We start from the raw sequence: 13,885 nt of genomic DNA, 5'->3' as shown, positions 1-13,885 counted from the left end.
GGTGGCACTCCGTGACCGAATCGTCTGCTCTGTCTGCCGCGCCCTCCGCCGCCGGCCGTGATGCCGTGCTGAAGTTCTACTTCGGGCCCATGGACTGCGGTAAGTCCACACTCGCCCTGCAGCTGAACTACAACCACGGCAGGCAGGGGCGGCGCGGGCTCGTGCTCACCAAGCACGACCGCTCCGGCGGGCCCAAGGTGACCAGCAGGATCGGGCTGGGGCTTGAGGCCATCGAGGTCGAGGACGGCCTCGACCTGGTCGCCCTGGTCACCGCGCACGACCGCATCGACTACCTCATCTGCGACGAGGCGTGTTTCTACTCCGTCGAGCAGATCGAGCAGCTGGCCGACCTCGTGGACGAGCACCGCGTCGACGTGTACGCCTTCGGCCTGGCCTCAGACTTCCGGTCGGTGATGTTCCCGGCGGCGCAGCGGTTGTTCGAGCTGGCCGACGAGGTGAGCAGGCTCCAGGTGGAGGTCCTGTGCTGGTGCGGGCGGCCGGGCCAGCTCAACGCCCGGGTGGTGGGCGGCGTGATGGCCCGCACCGGCGAGCAGGTCGTCATCGGCGACACCGCCGCCTCACCGGTCCGCTACCAGGTGCTGTGCCGCCGCCATCACCGCGCGGGCGACCTGGGCGAGCCGCTGCGGGGCCTCTAGACCGCGCAGCTGTCGTCTGCGCAGCCGTCGGCGGGCGCGGCCAGCACCGTGATGGGCTTCTGCCCCGTCCGTTCGGCCACTTCCTCCAGCGCCGCGACGAACGTCTCGTACGGCTGCGCTCCCGAGACCGCGAACTGCCCCTCGAACAGGAACAGCGGCACCCCGCTAATCCCGAGCTGCCGGGCCCGCGCGAGCTGCTCGTCCACCTCGTCCGAGCCGTCGCCGTCGTCGGTGACGCCCGCCTCGGCGGCCAGCTTGGCCAGCACCTCGGTGTCGCCGACGTCGAGCCCGTCGGTGAAGTGGGCCTGGAACAACCGCCGCGCCATCTCCTCGCCCCGGCCCTGGGTGGTGGCGACCTGGATGAGGCGGTGCGCCTGGGCGGTGTTGGCGCTGACGGCGTGGTCGAAGCGCAGCTCCAGGCCCTCCTGCTCGGCCACGCCGGTGACCTGGGAGGTCATCTGGGCGATGTCCGGGCCGAACTTGCGCTCCAGCGCGGTGAGCAGCGGCTCGCCCTCGGCGGGCGCGTCCGGGTTCAGCTGGAAGGGGCGCATGGTGATCTCGACGGTGCCGCCCTTGGCGCGGTAGGCCTCGGCGGCACGGGCGAAGCGGGTGTGCCCGATGTAGCACCAGGGGCAGACGACGTCGGAGAAGATCTCAACTTTCACGTAGAACGACAACCAGCGGAACCCGTCCCCGCATTCCTATCCGGCGGCCAGTTCGTCCAGCCGGTACGGCAGGTAGCCCGAGTCGTCCACCAGCGCGGAGGCCCCGCGCCACCAGCCGAACCACTCGGCCGAGCGCCACATCCAGTCGACCCGCTCGATCGCGGCCACCACGTCCCCGACCGTCTCCCACGCCGGTCCGAGAAGGTCCTGGCCGACGCCGTGACGCAGCGCCCAGGCCCGCAGGATGCCCACGGCCCGCTGGTCGACCTTCCTGGCGTACGGGTCGGGTGAGTCGCCGGGCAGGTGGTGGGGGCCGAGGCCGGCGGCCACGCCCCAGCTCCACTGCGCCTCCGCCGGGCGCGAGTAGCGCAACGAGTGGAAGTCCAGGTTGGAGCCCAGGTCGTCGTCGGGGCGCCGGGCCACCACCGCGTCCAGGCGGCCACCGGCGTCGAAGTGCACCACGAGCCGCTGGCCGGGCTTCACGCCGTCGGGCAGGTCGAAGCGGTCCTCGGCCTGCCAGGAGTTGAGGTCGACCTGGGCGACGGGCCGGCCCCACAGCTGGTCGGCGGCGTCGTCGGCGATCCAGGCGCCGAGCATCTCCAGCGCCGTGAGATCGGTCCACGGCTCGATGGCGACGGCGGTGCGCAGCACCTCGTCGGGCGCGGGCAGTTTGCCGCCCCTGGTCTGCGACCACCAGGCCTCGCCGAGCTCTCTGGTGCCGACCAGGAGCGCGGCGATCGCGGCCAGCTCCGCCGAGCGGCGGGTCAGCGACGCGCCGAGGGCCAGGTCGAGGCAGCGGGAAGTGCGCTCGTGACCGAGCACCGGGGTCGCGTCGCCGATGAGCAGCTCGGCGGTGGGCCGGTCCTCGCCGAGCAGGTTGCGGACGACTCGCCTGGCCTCGGTCCTGGCGTCTTCAGCATGTGCCTGGCGCATACTTGCAACGCTACGCCCGGAGATCCTTTTCCGCTACGCCGGGCCCGGCCCACGACGTCCGCTTTGCCGGGCCTGGCAGCGCGGCGAGCAGCGGTTCCCGTTACGGCGGGCCGGGGCGGCGGGTGGCCCGGCCGAGGAGCCAGCCGACCGCGACGCCGGTCAGGGCGATGCCGGCGCCCATGCCGAACGAGGCCAGCATGACCCAGGGACGGCTCTGCGTGTGCTCCTTGGCCGGCCGTTCGTAGACCTGGGCGGCGGCGGGCACGAGGGCCGCCGCCGGATCGCCCGGCGGCGCGGGCACGACGGATGCGGCGGGCGCGGGACCTTCGCGCAGGTGGGTCTCCACGGCCGTGAAGAACTCCCCCGCCGTCCGCTTGGCCACCGACCCGAGCATGCGCTGCCCGACCCCGCCGATCATGCCGCCGACCACGGCCTCGGCGTCGTAGTCGACCCGGGTGCCGTCCTCGACCTCGCTCAGCCTGACGTGGACGGTGGCGTCCACGGTGCCGGGCGCGCCCTGCCCCCGGGCCCGCAGCACGAAGCTCTCGGGCGCGAGCGGCTCCGAAAGCCCCACTTCGCCGTGGTACACGCCTTTGATGGCGGCCACGCCGGCGGTGACCGTCATACGGTAGGTGTCCGGCCCGCTCTCCTCCAGGCGCTCACAGCCCGGGATGGTGCGTACCAGCACCGCCGGATCCTGGAGCGCCGCCCACACACGATCTCTCTCGATGCCGATCACGGCACTGCCTGCGAGCTTCACACGGCCACTCTAGGCACACGACCCCCTCAGCCCGCATGGCAACTCCCGCCGAGAACCGCGGGAAGTCCTCGTCGAGCTGGCATGATGGGTCGCCATGGCCAGGGGGATCTTCGGGGGGCCGCGCCGTGCGTGCGCGGCGGGGATGGTGGCGCTGTCGGCGATGACCGCGGCCTGTACGGCGGGGCAGGCCCAGCCGGCCGCCGAACCCCCACCGCGGGAGGCCTCACCCGCGCCGCGCTCCCAGAAGCCCGCGGGCGTGAAACCCCGTCCGGGCGAGGTTCGCAAGATCACCGGCCCGCGTCCGAGGGTGATCAGCTCGATCCCCACCCGGCGCAAGGTGGTCTTCCTGACCATCGACGACGGCTGGGAGCAGGACCCGGGCTTCGTCAGGCAGGTACGCGAGGAACGCATCCCGATCACCGCCTTCGCCATGCGCGACGCGGTCGAGGCCAAGGGCACGCCCGACCCGGCCGGCGGCACGGGCCGTTTCGTGGGCGCGGGCAAGTGGGGGTATTTCCAGGAGCTGCGCGAGGCCGGGGTGGCGGTGGAGAACCACACGCTCACCCATCCCAACCTGCTCCTGCTGAGCCGTGACGCCCAGCGCGAGGAGATCTGCGGCGCCTCCCGGCTGATCGGCAAGCGGATCGGCGCCCGTCCGGCGTTGTTCCGGCCCCCGTTCGGCAACTACAACGCCGACACCCTGGCCGCGGCGAAGTCCTGCGGCATCAGGGACGTTCTGTTGTGGACCGCCAGCGTGCAGCCAGGCGGCAAGATCGCTTACCAGGTTCCCGACAAGAGGCTGCGCCCCGGTGACATCCTCTTGCTGCACTTCCGCCCCAACCTGGCGAGGGACTTCCGCATCCTGATCGACAAGATCAGGCGGCGGGGTTACGAGCTGGGCGACCTTCAGGCCTATCTGGCCGCGACCTGACGCCTGGCCAGGACGGCGCGGCGCCGATGACGGTGCCGCCGCTCCTCCTCCGGCGGCGCCTGCCACAGCGGCGGTGCGATGATCTCGCGGAACAAGGGGTGCATGACGGTCCTCCTCAGGCGGCGAGCCGGTAGGCGGGGTAGGCGGCGGTGACCGCGCCGAGCGCCCAGCGCATGCGGGCGGCGAACGCGTCGGGGTGGTCGCCGGCCTCCTGCGCCACATAGGCGGCGCACCCGGCGGTGTCGCCGCCGCAGGCGCAGAGCCGGTCGTCGATCACGGTGCGCACGCGGTCGGAGGTCAGGATGTCGGAGGGCTGCAGGGCCGACGTGAAGAGCACCTGGGCCAGCTCGATGGTGGTCATCTCCCGTGCCTTTCTCTGAGTCTGTGCCTATTTAGACCCCGGCCAGCACAGGAAGTCATCGCACTTTTCCACGTTCGGCGGACACGTTTTCTCCGGCTGTGACGAAGATCGCAGAGTTCGCCGCCCCGTTGCTCTACAGCTTGTAGTACTACTTCTAGTAGATGCACTACAGGCTGTAGAGCTCAGGGACCCGTGAGGGACAGATGGACGCACTTGACCTGGCACGGTGGCAGTTCGGCATCACCACCGTCTACCACTTTCTTTTCGTACCGCTGACGATCGGCCTGGGCATCTTCGTGGCCGGGCTGCAGACCGCCTGGCACCGCACGGGCAAGGAGCACTACCTGCGGCTGACGAAGTTCTTCGGGAAGCTCTTCCTGATCAACTTCGCGATGGGCGTCGTGACCGGCATCGTGCAGGAGTTCCAGTTCGGGATGAACTGGAGTGAGTACTCCGTCTTCGTCGGCGACGTCTTCGGGGCGCCGCTGGCCATGGAGGCGCTGCTGGCCTTCTTCATGGAGTCCACGTTCCTCGGCCTGTGGATCTTCGGCTGGGACCGGCTGCCGAAGAAGGTGCACCTGGCCACGATCTGGGCCGCGGCCATCGGCTCGAACCTGTCGGCGTACTTCATCCTGGCCGCCAACGCCTGGATGAAGCACCCGGTCGGCTACACCGTCGAGAACGGCAGGGCCAGGATGACCGACCTGTGGGCCGTGCTGACCAACTCCACCGCCGTGGCCCAGGTGCCGCACGTGATCGCCTCGGCGTTCATCGTGGCGGGCGGCTTCGTCCTGGCCGTCTGCGGCTACCGCTGGCTGAAGGACCGCGACGACATGTGGCGCGGCACCGCCCGCGCCGCCCTGCTGATGACCGCCGTCGCCGGAGTCGTCGTCGCGGGCACCGGCGACATGTCGGCCAGGCTCCTGCACGAACAGCAGCCGATGAAGCTGGCCGCCGCCGAAGGGCTCAAGCACGACACCGCGGGCGCGCCGTTCTCGATCGTGCCAGGACTCGAGGTGCCGAAGGTGCTCAGCTTCCTGTCCACCCACGACCCCGACGCGGTGATCGCCGGCACCGAGGACCTGCAGAAGCGCTTCGAGCAGCAGTTCGGCCCCGGCGACTACCGGCCGAACCCCGAGGTGGTCTTCTGGTCGTTCCGCGTGATGCTCGTCTTCGGGCTCGGCACGGTCGCGCTGTCGGTGCTGGGACTGTGGCTGACCCGCAGGAAGCGGCCGCTACCGGACTGGCTGGCCAAGGTGCTGGTGCTGGCGCTGCCTCTGCCGTTCCTCGCGGTGATCGCCGGGTGGCTGCTCAGCGAGGTGGGCCGCCAGCCCTGGACGGTCGCCGGCGAACTGCTCACCGCCTCCAGCGTCTCGCCCGGCGTGAGCCTCGCCGAGGTGGCCACGACCCTCGTGATCTTCACTCTGCTGTACGGCGGGCTCGCGGTGGCGGAAGCCGTACTCCTGACCAGGCACGTGCGCAAGGGGCTCGACGAGCCCGCGAACGTCGCCGCCCAGCCCGAACCGGCGCTGGCGTACTGAGGAGCTGACCGTGATCGATCTGTGGTTCGTGATCATCGCCTTCCTGTGGACCGGCTACTTCGTGCTGGAGGGCTTCGACTTCGGGGTGGGAATGCTGGCGCCGTTCGTCTCGCGCGGCGCCGGCGAGCAGCGGCAGGCGCTGCAGACGATCGGCCCGGTCTGGGACGGCAACGAGGTCTGGCTGATCACCGCGGTGGGCTCGATGTTCGCCGCCTTCCCGGCCTGGTACGCGGGGATGTTCAGCTCGTTCTACCTGCCGGTCGCGCTCGTGCTGGTCGGGCTGATCGTGCGCGGGGTCGGGCTGGAGTGGCGCGGCAAGGTGACCAACACGTTCTGGTGCGATGCGGGCATCGTGGCCGGGAGCGCGCTGCCCGCGTTCCTGTGGGGGGCGATCTTCGCCGACATGCTGTTCGCCAGTGGGCTCGCGGCGCTGCTCGGCGGGGTGTTCTCGCTGGCGGTGAGCGTGCTGCACGGCGCGGTGTTCCTCGCGCTCAGGACCGAGGGACCGCTGCGGCGGCGGGCGCGGACGGCGGCGCTGGCCGCCTCGGCGCTCGCGGTGCCGGTGGGCGTCCTGGCGCTGTCGCGGCTGGGCGGCGGCGTGGTCGGCACGGCCGCGGCGCTGGCCGCCGCCACCGCCCTGGCCGGGGCCGCGGCGCTGATCTGGCGGCGGCGCGAGGGCTGGGCCTTCGCCGCCACCGCCGGGGCGATCGTGCTGGCCTCGGTGGCGGTCTTCCTGGAGCTCGCGCCGATGCCGCTGCCGGGGCTGACGCTGGCCGAGGCGGCCTCGGGGCCGTACACGCTGACGATGCTGAGCTGGATCGGGCTGATCACGCTGCCGTTCGTGCTGCTCTACCAGGGCTGGACGTACTGGGTGTTCAGGAAGCGGGTCCTGGTGCCCGCCTGAGCGCGGTCAGGCGGTGGGGTGCGGTTCGTCGAGCTCCGGCGGGATCGACTTCTCCGGAGGCACGATCCCCTCACCGCCCATCTCGCGGGCAGCACCGAGAAGAACCCGCCGTAGGCGATCACCGCGACGGTACCGCTGACCAGCAGGACCAGACCGGCGATCCACGACATGTGCCAGAAGGCCGCCACGACCCCGATGCAGGAGGTCAGCGGCGCGACTCCCTTGGCGAAGTTGAGCAAGGGCGTCGAGCCCAGGAACCGGTGGGTCTTGCGCAACTGGTTGATCATCGTCAGCACGGCCAGCAGCGGGATCGCCACCGAGAAGGACAGCACGCAGACGAGGGCCGCGACGTCGAGCTCGGCCACGGTCAGGAACGGCTGGACCAGGACGATGCCGATGGCGATGAACCCGGCATAGATGAGATTGTCCTGGTCAAGCCAATTTTCTTTGCGTTTCCAGTCCTTTGGAGACATTTGCACATCTTGTCATGTTTGAGGGCCATTTCGGGCGGCCGCTCCGCCCAGGTAGAGGGCGCCCAGCCGGGGGTCGGCGGCCAGTTCGCGGGCCGGGCCGGAGATGTGCACCGCCCCCAGGTCGAGGACGCAGCCCACGTCGGCCATCTCCAGCGCGCGCCGGGCGTTCTGCTCCACCAGCAGCACCGCCACCCCGGCCCGGCGCATCAGGTCGATCTGGTCGAAGACGGTCTGCGTGGTCTTGGGGTCCAGGCCCATGGAAGGCTCGTCCAGCAGGACCACCTTGGGCTCCAGCATCAGCGCGCGGGCGAACTCCACCTGCTTCTGCTGCCCGCCCGACAGCAGGCCGGCGATGCCGCCCCACCGCTCGGCCACGATCGGGAACAACTCCTTCACCGCCTCCTCGCGCTCGCGCAGGCGCGCCGTGTCGCGCACGGTGTAGCCGCCCAGCCGGACGTTCTCCGCGACCGTCATCTCGCGGAAGACGCTGTGGCCCTGCAGCACGTGCGACAGGCCGCGGTCGAGCAGCGCCTGCGGCGAGCGTCCCGTCACGTCCTCGCCGGCCAGCACGACGCTGCCGGAGCGGGGGGCGAGCAGGCCGCTGGCGACCCTGAGCACGGTCGACTTGCCCGCGCCGTTCGGGCCGACCAGGCAGACGACCTGGCCCGCCTCGACCGTGACCGACAGGCCGCGCAGGACCAGGGCGGCCCTGCCGTACCCCGCGGTGATGTCCTTGAGTGACAGAAGCGGCTCAGACACCTAGGTACGCCTCCAGCACGCGCGGGTCGCTCTGGACCGTCTCGGGGGTTCCTTCGCAGATCGGGGTGCCGCGGTCGAAGACCACCACGTGATCGCACATGCCCATGACCACATCCATGTTGTGCTCGACGACCAGGAACGTCCTGCCCTCGGCGTTGAGATCGCGCACCAGCGTGACGATCCGGTCGATCAGCGCCGGGTTGACGCCGCCCGCCGGCTCGTCCAGCAGCACCAGGTCGGGGTCGCCCATGAAGATCGCGGCCAGTTCGAGGAGCTTCTGCTGGCCGTACGACAGGTGCCGCGCCTCGGCGTGTTCCAGGTGCTCGATGCCCATCCTGTGCAGCCAGTGGCGGGCCCGCTCGACCTCGGCCGTGTTGCGGCTGCCCGCGAGCAGTTCGCGCAGGCGGGTGCGGCGGACGGCGACGAGCATGTTCTCCAGCACCGTCATGCGAGGAAATATCCGGCACAGCTGGAACGTGCGCCCCAGCCCCGCGTGCGCAATGCGGTGCGGCGACCAAGCGGTGATCTCCCTGCCCCTGTAGAGCACCCGGCCCGCGTCCGGCCGGATCAGACCCGTGACCAGGTTGAAGAACGTCGTCTTGCCGGAGCCGTTCGGGCCGATGAGGCCGTTGATCGCGCCCTCGCGGATCTCCACGTCGGCCCCGCCCACCGCTGTGACCCCGCCGAACGCCTTCGCCAGACCCTCGGTTCTGAGGCTCATCCCTTGACCTCCTGAAGGCGTTGCTCGGCGGTGTCCTCCCTGATCGAGGCTCCCTTCGGCCGGCCGGCCAGCTTCGGCACGATGCCCTCCGGCATGAACAGCACCACCAGCACCAGCAACACGCCGGTCGCGGTCAGGTGGATCTGCGACTCGCCGAGCGCGATGAGGAAGTACTCCCCCGCCGGGGCGATGATCAGCGCGCCCAGCAGCGGGCCGAACAGGTGGCGTACCCCGCCCAGCAGGCTCATCAGCACCATGTAGACGCCGCTGACGATGGAGAAGACGAAGATCGGGTCGAGCGAGCGGAACCAGACCGCGTACAGGCCGCCCGCCAGCGCCACGAACAACGCCGACACCGCGAACGCCGCCACCTTGAACGCCGCCGTCGGCACGCCCAGCATCTCGGCCTTGTCCTCGTCCTCCCTGATCGCCTTCAGCCCGCCGCCGAAGCGCGAGCGCGAGATGAACCACCAGGTCAGCAGCACCAGTCCGAGCAGTGCCAGGAACAGGTAGAAGAACACCATGTGCGTCTGGCCCCTGCTCAGGTCGAACGGCGCCGGCACCTGCAGGCCCGTCGCGCCGCCGGTCAGCGAGCGCCAGCCCTGCACGAGCAGGTTCATCACCGACACCAGCGCGATCGACACGATCACGAACGACGCCCCGCGCACCCGGACCGCCGCCACCCCGATGACCGCCGCGGCCACCGTGACCAGCACCGCCGAGACCAGGAGCGCCAGGACCCACGGCATGCCCGCCCGGGTGATCAGCAGGCCGGTGCCGTACGCACCCAGCCCGAAGAAGGCCGAATGGCCCAGCGAGACGTAGCCGGTGAAGCCGCCCAGGATGTTCCACGAGGTGGCCATGGCGGCGTACATGACCGTCAGGACTCCGGCGTAGACCAGGTAGTAGTTCGGGACCAGCCAGGGGTAGGCGAGGGCGCCGGCCGTACCGGCGAGGAGGAGGAGTTTAGAAACGGTGCGCAAGCCGGCCTCCGAAGAACCCCTGCGGGCGCAGCAGCAGCGTCAGGAACAGGAAGGCGTAGAACATGAGCGTGGCCCAGGTGGCGTCGATCGTCACCAGCACCAGGCCCTCCACCACGCCCAGCAGCACGGCCGCCAGCGCCGCGCCCACCACGCTGCCCAGGCCGCCGACCACGATGATCGCCATGAGCTTGCCGATCCAGGCCCAGTGCGAGGCCGGGAAGAACGGCGTGATCAGCGCCAGCACCCCGCCCCCGACGGCCGCCGTCGCCAGCCCCACGCCGAACCCGTACCCCGTGACCCGATCCGTCCTGATCCCCACCAGCCGCGCGGCCTCCCGATGCTGGATCGTCGCCCGCAGCGCCTGCCCGAACCGGCTCTTCACCAGCACCCCGAACAACACCGCCAGCGTCAGCCCCGCCACCCCAAAGGCGATGATCTTGTCGTACGGCAGGCTGACCGGCCCGATCGTGAGGCTCTTCGTGTCATAGCCGACGGTGACCGACTTGTAGGAGCCTGTGTAGATCGTGCCCAGGAGTCCCTCGATCGTCAGCGCCAGGCCGAACGTCAGCAGGACCGACATCATCTGCACCTGGTCGGAGGCCAGGCGGGCCAGCAGGAGACGCTGGACCAGCACGCCCAGCACGAAGAAGACCGGGACGGTGAGGGGGATGGTGAGCAGCGGGTCTATGCCCAGGGCGGTGTGGAGGGTGTAGGTGAGGTAGGCGGCCAGGAAGAGGAAGGCGGGGTGGGCGACCATGACGACCCGCATGACCCCGAAGTACAGGGAGAGACCGGAGGCGAGCAAGGCATAGAGCCCGCCTGTCAGGATCCCGAGCCCCAGTCCTTGCAGGAGCAACGTCACGCTACCCACCTCCCCCGCCGGCCCCCAGGCCCGCACCCCGGACTCCCCGGACCCCGCCCAACCACCCGCGGCCCCCGCCCAACCACCCGCGGCCCGCTCCCAACCACCCGCGACCCTCGCCCAAGCACCCCTGACCCTCGCCCAGCCACCCCTGACCCCCGCCCGACCACCCGCGACCCTCGCCCAGCCACCCCTGACCCCCGCCCGACCACCCGCGACCCTCGCCCAGCCACCCCTGACCAGCCGACCCCCACCAGCCCTCCACACCCCAGCGCCCCGTCAGACCCCGGCGGCCTGTCAACCCGTCGGCCGTCAGCCCCCGGTCCACCAACCTCTGGTTTGCCGGCCCCCGGTCCAACAGCTCCCGGTCCGAAAGACCCTCGTCCGTCATCCCCGGGTCCGTCCGGGCTCCGGCCTGCCCGGCCCTCGTCCGCCGCCCTCCGGTCCCTTGGACCACGGGCTGTCAGACCATGGCCCGTCATCCTCAGGTCTGTCAGACCCCCGTCCGGCTCCCCGAGGCGCGAAGGGACTGCCGGACCAGGTCCCATGGAGGTGTGGATGGTCACCACTCCTTCTTCGGGAACACGAGCTTGGCCGTCTGCGCCTTCGAGCCCTCCGGCAGCACGATCTCGACCTTGCCGTTCACGTACTGCTGGATCATGTGGGCCTGCTCGGGACGCCCCTGGTCGTCGAAGGACAGGGGGCCGACCACGGTGTCGAAGGTGGCCTGGCGGAGGTGGGCGGCGAGCTTGTCCTGGCACTCCTTGCCCGGCTCCACGCACTTGACCGCGTTGACCGCAGCCTCCACGACCTGCCCGACCGTGTAGCCGTTGGCCGCGTCCTCGTTGGCCTCGCCGCCGAACATGTCCTTGTAGCTCTTGACCAGCGCGTCGTTGCCGGTGAACCCCGATCCGGCCGACCAGCCGACCGGGGAGATGACGCTCTCGGCCGCGTTCTTCACCGCCGCCGGGAACTCGGGCAGCGTCGGCCCGGTGCTGAAGGCGGCCAGCTTGGGCTGCACCTTGAGCTCCTGCAGCGCGCGGACCAGGCCGACGGAGTCCTCGAACTGGGTGCCGCCGACGACGATGTCCGGCTTGGCCTGGGCGATCTTGGCGGCGATGGGCGAGAAGTCGGTGGTCTCCGGCGGGTACACCTCGTCGGCCACCGTCTTGATCCCGGCGGCGGCCAGCTTGTCACGCAGGCCGTACGCGGTGCCCTGGGCGAACGGATCGTCGAGGCTGGCGTAGGCGGCGGTCTTGGGCCGCTGGTCCGGGGGCAGCTTGATGAGGTAGTCGGCCAGGTAGTTGTAATGGTCGTCGGCGATGGCGGGCGCCGCGTAGAACAGCTTCTTGAAGCCCTGCTCGAAGACTTCCTTGGCGGCACCGGCCGGCTCGACGAACAACATGCCGTACGACTCGGCGACCTTGCCCGCGGGGATGACGAGGCGGGAGGAGAAGGGCCCGAAGACCAGGTTCACCTTGTCCTGGGTGATCAGGGACTCGTAGTCGGAGGTGACGCGGTTGGGGTCCGAGGCGTCGTCGCGGAAGATCAGCTCGACCTTCCTGCCGAGCAGCCCGCCCTTGGCGTTCACGTGCTCGGCCCAGATCTTGTAGCCCTCCTGGATGCCCTTGCCGGGCTCGGCGAAGTCGCCGGTCAGGGGGAGCGAGATGCCGATCTTCACCGGCCCCGTCGTGGGCGCCTGACCACTGGGCTGGTCCTCCGCCTTGGCACAAGCGGAAATACTCAAGCTCGATAATGCAAGAACCAACGTCGCCTTGCGCACATATGACATTTCCGGTCCTCCCGGCGTACGCAAGCGCTTTCGTAAGCGCTTTCGGTTACGATGGCACGTGTTTCAGCGGCGGACAAGGGGGTCTCGCGCCCATGGCCAATCGTCCGGCTCCGCCACGCCTCGTCGACGTCGCCAGAGCCGCGGGTGTCTCGCTGGCCACCGCGTCCCGGGCCATGACCGGCTCGGCGGGGGTGAGCGCGGTGGTCGCCGCGCACGTACAGGCCGTGGCCAACCGCATCGGGTACGTCCCGAACAGCCACGCCAGAGCCCTGGCCGGCGGGCCGTCCACGATCGTCGGCCTGATCGTCCACGACGTCGGCGACCCGTACTTCGGCGAGATCGCCCGCGGCGTCCTGCGCGAGACGGAGTCCCGCGGCTACATGGCCCTGATCAGCCAGACCGAACGCGACCCCGCCGCCGAACTCGCCCGCATCCGCGCCCTGCGCGCCCACCGGGTGAACTCCATCGTCCTGGCCGGATCGGGCTACGTGGACGCCAGCACAGAGACCGACATAGCCGCAGAAGTCCGCTCCTTCACCCATGCGGGCGGCCGCGTGGCCGTCATCGGCCGCCACCACCTCCCCGTGGACGCCGTACTCCCCGACAACCTCAGCGGCGCCGTCACCCTGATGCGCCACCTCCTCGACCTGGGCCACCGCCGCATAGGCGTTCTATCGGGTCCCCCGAACCTCACCACCGTCGAGGACCGCCTGGCCGGCCTGCGCCTGGCGATAGGCGCCGCCCGCCTGCCGTGGCACACGGTCCCGGTGGTCCCCGGCGACTTCACGCGAGAGGGCGGCGCCGAAGCCGCGGCAACCCTCCTCAACAACCACCCGGACCTGACGGCCGTCATCGCCCTGAACGACCCCATGGCCGTCGGCGCCCTGTCCTGGCTCCTGGGCTCGGGCCGCAGGGTCCCGGCCGACATCTCGGTAGCCGGATTCGACGACATCCCCGCAGCGGCCGACGTCTACCCCGCCCTCACCACCATCCGCCTCCCCATGATCAGCATGGGCCGCCAGGCCCTCGAACTCGTCCTCAAACCCTCCGTCTCCCGCCCCCGCCGCCGCCGTACCCCCCACGAACTCATCCCCCGAGCCAGCACCGCCCCACCCCACCCCTAACCCACCGTCCGACCCAGCCCCACCCCATCCCACCACCCAACCTCCGCCCCACCCCCACGCCAAGCACCACATACACACCCACACCACGCGCCGCCCCCGCACCTCCACACCACGCGCTCACACGCCGCACCTCCACACGCCGCACGGCACACGCCGCACCCCCACACGCCGCACGGCACACGCCGCACCCCCGCACGCCGCACCCCCACACGCCGCTCGCCGCTCGCGGCACGCCGCATGCGCACATTCACACACCGCGCCACACCAGCACCACGCGCACCTCTACACCACGCGCCATGTATGCACCCGCACCATGCGCCGCCCTCGCACCTCCACGCCACGCACCCCAAACCTCCACACCGCGCGCTCCCACGCCTCCACGCCACGCACCCACACCCGCAGCCGCACCCGTGGATCGCA

At 70.6% G+C, this 13,885-nt stretch carries 16 protein-coding genes; 5 read left to right on the top strand and 11 right to left on the bottom strand.

What is annotated here, in order from left to right:
* The first annotated feature begins 11 nt into the window (after nt 1-11).
* Nucleotides 12-656 (top strand): thymidine kinase, encoded by a 645-nt coding sequence (locus ACIBI5_RS03305; protein ID WP_379635062.1) that lies wholly within the window; start codon nt 12-14, stop codon nt 654-656.
* Here the strand turns inward: ACIBI5_RS03305 and ACIBI5_RS03300 are convergent.
* The 3 genes from ACIBI5_RS03300 to ACIBI5_RS03290 all read right to left on the bottom strand — a co-directional run bounded on the left by ACIBI5_RS03300 (nt 653) and on the right by ACIBI5_RS03290 (nt 3,014).
* Complete coding sequence (locus ACIBI5_RS03300; protein WP_397242660.1) at nt 653-1,321, bottom strand: DsbA family protein; 669 nt, start codon at nt 1,319-1,321, stop codon at nt 653-655. The genes ACIBI5_RS03305 and ACIBI5_RS03300 overlap by 4 nt on opposite strands.
* Before the next feature lie 36 nt (nt 1,322-1,357).
* Nucleotides 1,358-2,254: a hypothetical protein gene (locus ACIBI5_RS03295; RefSeq protein WP_397242658.1), complete on the bottom strand. Its 897-nt coding sequence runs from the start codon at nt 2,252-2,254 to the stop codon at nt 1,358-1,360.
* 100 nt (nt 2,255-2,354) lie between these two features.
* On the bottom strand, nt 2,355-3,014 hold the full coding sequence (locus ACIBI5_RS03290; RefSeq protein WP_397242656.1) for a carbon monoxide dehydrogenase subunit G: 660 nt from the start codon (nt 3,012-3,014) through the stop codon (nt 2,355-2,357).
* Nucleotides 3,015-3,108: 94 nt separating this feature from the next.
* On the opposite strand from ACIBI5_RS03290, the gene ACIBI5_RS03285 reads away from it, so the two are divergent.
* The gene (locus ACIBI5_RS03285) at nt 3,109-3,945 is read left to right on the top strand and encodes a polysaccharide deacetylase family protein (protein ID WP_397242654.1); all 837 of its coding nucleotides are present in this window, start codon (nt 3,109-3,111) and stop codon (nt 3,943-3,945) included.
* On the opposite strand, the gene ACIBI5_RS03280 is transcribed toward ACIBI5_RS03285, so the two are convergent.
* Both ACIBI5_RS03280 and ACIBI5_RS03275 read right to left on the bottom strand, forming a co-directional pair.
* Nucleotides 3,927-4,049 (bottom strand): hypothetical protein, encoded by a 123-nt coding sequence (locus ACIBI5_RS03280; protein ID WP_397242652.1) that lies wholly within the window; start codon nt 4,047-4,049, stop codon nt 3,927-3,929. The two genes, ACIBI5_RS03285 and ACIBI5_RS03280, sit on opposite strands and share 19 nt — an antisense overlap.
* Before the next feature lie 11 nt (nt 4,050-4,060).
* The gene (locus ACIBI5_RS03275; protein ID WP_397242650.1) at nt 4,061-4,306 is read right to left on the bottom strand and encodes a hypothetical protein; all 246 of its coding nucleotides are present in this window, start codon (nt 4,304-4,306) and stop codon (nt 4,061-4,063) included.
* Nucleotides 4,307-4,509: 203 nt separating this feature from the next.
* On the opposite strand from ACIBI5_RS03275, the gene ACIBI5_RS03270 reads away from it, so the two are divergent.
* Nucleotides 4,510-5,847, top strand: coding sequence for a cytochrome ubiquinol oxidase subunit I (locus tag ACIBI5_RS03270; protein WP_397242648.1), 1,338 nt, complete (start codon nt 4,510-4,512; stop codon nt 5,845-5,847).
* Between the two features lie 10 nt (nt 5,848-5,857).
* Nucleotides 5,858-6,751 (top strand): cytochrome d ubiquinol oxidase subunit II, encoded by an 894-nt coding sequence (cydB, locus tag ACIBI5_RS03265; RefSeq protein WP_397242646.1) that lies wholly within the window; start codon nt 5,858-5,860, stop codon nt 6,749-6,751.
* Here the strand turns inward: cydB and ACIBI5_RS03260 are convergent.
* The 6 genes from ACIBI5_RS03260 to ACIBI5_RS03235 form a co-directional block, all read right to left on the bottom strand.
* A complete protein-coding gene (locus tag ACIBI5_RS03260; RefSeq protein WP_397242644.1) occupies nt 6,697-7,224 on the bottom strand; it encodes a hypothetical protein in 528 nt (175 codons plus the stop codon). The two genes, cydB and ACIBI5_RS03260, sit on opposite strands and share 55 nt — an antisense overlap.
* 12 nt (nt 7,225-7,236) lie before the next feature.
* The gene (locus ACIBI5_RS03255) at nt 7,237-7,983 is read right to left on the bottom strand and encodes an ABC transporter ATP-binding protein (protein ID WP_397242642.1); all 747 of its coding nucleotides are present in this window, start codon (nt 7,981-7,983) and stop codon (nt 7,237-7,239) included.
* Nucleotides 7,976-8,704, bottom strand: a complete 729-nt coding sequence (locus ACIBI5_RS03250) for an ABC transporter ATP-binding protein (protein ID WP_397242640.1) — start codon at nt 8,702-8,704, stop codon at nt 7,976-7,978. Before ACIBI5_RS03250 ends, ACIBI5_RS03255 begins: the two co-directional genes overlap by 8 nt.
* A complete protein-coding gene (locus ACIBI5_RS03245; protein WP_397242638.1) occupies nt 8,701-9,687 on the bottom strand; it encodes a branched-chain amino acid ABC transporter permease in 987 nt (328 codons plus the stop codon). The genes ACIBI5_RS03250 and ACIBI5_RS03245 overlap by 4 nt, the downstream gene beginning before the upstream one ends.
* The gene (locus ACIBI5_RS03240; RefSeq protein WP_397242636.1) at nt 9,671-10,549 is read right to left on the bottom strand and encodes a branched-chain amino acid ABC transporter permease; all 879 of its coding nucleotides are present in this window, start codon (nt 10,547-10,549) and stop codon (nt 9,671-9,673) included. Before ACIBI5_RS03240 ends, ACIBI5_RS03245 begins: the two co-directional genes overlap by 17 nt.
* Nucleotides 10,550-11,111: 562 nt before the next feature.
* A complete protein-coding gene (locus tag ACIBI5_RS03235; RefSeq protein ID WP_397242634.1) occupies nt 11,112-12,296 on the bottom strand; it encodes an amino acid ABC transporter substrate-binding protein in 1,185 nt (394 codons plus the stop codon).
* Nucleotides 12,297-12,433: 137 nt separating this feature from the next.
* On the opposite strand from ACIBI5_RS03235, the gene ACIBI5_RS03230 reads away from it, so the two are divergent.
* The gene (locus ACIBI5_RS03230; protein ID WP_397242632.1) at nt 12,434-13,465 is read left to right on the top strand and encodes a LacI family DNA-binding transcriptional regulator; all 1,032 of its coding nucleotides are present in this window, start codon (nt 12,434-12,436) and stop codon (nt 13,463-13,465) included.
* Nucleotides 13,466-13,885 lie beyond the last annotated feature (420 nt).

It is taken from the genome of Nonomuraea sp. NPDC050540, from assembly GCF_044457485.1.
GTDB lineage: Bacteria > Actinomycetota > Actinomycetes > Streptosporangiales > Streptosporangiaceae > Nonomuraea.
The sequence above is the reverse complement of the archived record's forward strand: the minus strand, read 5'-3'. Positions and strand labels throughout refer to the sequence as shown.

What these genes read in the sequence shown, in the direction of transcription:
- ACIBI5_RS03260 (WP_397242644.1), bottom strand. Translation starts at nt 7,224, where the DNA reads ATGTCTCCAAAGGACTGGAAACGCAAAGAAAATTGGCTTGACCAGGAC.
- ACIBI5_RS03275 (WP_397242650.1), bottom strand. Translation starts at nt 4,306, where the DNA reads ATGACCACCATCGAGCTGGCCCAGGTGCTCTTCACGTCGGCCCTGCAG.
- ACIBI5_RS03270 (WP_397242648.1), top strand. Translation starts at nt 4,510, where the DNA reads ATGGACGCACTTGACCTGGCACGGTGGCAGTTCGGCATCACCACCGTC.
- ACIBI5_RS03230 (WP_397242632.1), top strand. Translation starts at nt 12,434, where the DNA reads ATGGCCAATCGTCCGGCTCCGCCACGCCTCGTCGACGTCGCCAGAGCC.
- ACIBI5_RS03250 (WP_397242640.1), bottom strand. Translation starts at nt 8,704, where the DNA reads ATGAGCCTCAGAACCGAGGGTCTGGCGAAGGCGTTCGGCGGGGTCACA.
- ACIBI5_RS03280 (WP_397242652.1), bottom strand. Translation starts at nt 4,049, where the DNA reads ATGCACCCCTTGTTCCGCGAGATCATCGCACCGCCGCTGTGGCAGGCG.
- ACIBI5_RS03285 (WP_397242654.1), top strand. Translation starts at nt 3,109, where the DNA reads ATGGCCAGGGGGATCTTCGGGGGGCCGCGCCGTGCGTGCGCGGCGGGG.
- ACIBI5_RS03295 (WP_397242658.1), bottom strand. Translation starts at nt 2,254, where the DNA reads ATGCGCCAGGCACATGCTGAAGACGCCAGGACCGAGGCCAGGCGAGTC.